General features: G+C 63.4%; 1 protein-coding gene. It reads left to right on the forward strand.

Going from position 1 to position 246, the window contains the following annotated elements:
- Positions 1-204 (forward strand): hypothetical protein (locus SB724_RS21415; RefSeq protein WP_410573045.1); only part of this gene is annotated, 204 nt, incomplete at its 5' end.
- Positions 205-246 lie beyond the last annotated feature (42 nt).

A 246-nucleotide genomic window follows, 5' to 3' on the forward strand; every position in this document is an offset into this window, starting at 1 on the left:
GCGGCGCAAAAGGCCGCAGCTCCGCCGGCCCAGAGCGGATGCGACCCCAACTATTCCGGGGCTTGCGTGCCCATAGCGTCGGATGTGGATTGCGCTGGAGGTAAAGGCAACGGTCCCGCATATGTCCGCGGCCCAGTGACGGTCATCGGCCGCGATATCTATGGACTCGATTCAGACGGCGATGGAATCGGCTGCGAGAAGTAATCACTCCGCTGGGACGGTCGTTGCTTCTGGTGCCGCGACCGT

It is taken from the genome of Bacillus sp. SIMBA_031, assembly GCF_046535225.1.
Taxonomy (GTDB): Bacteria; Bacillota; Bacilli; order Bacillales; family Bacillaceae; genus Bacillus; species Bacillus velezensis.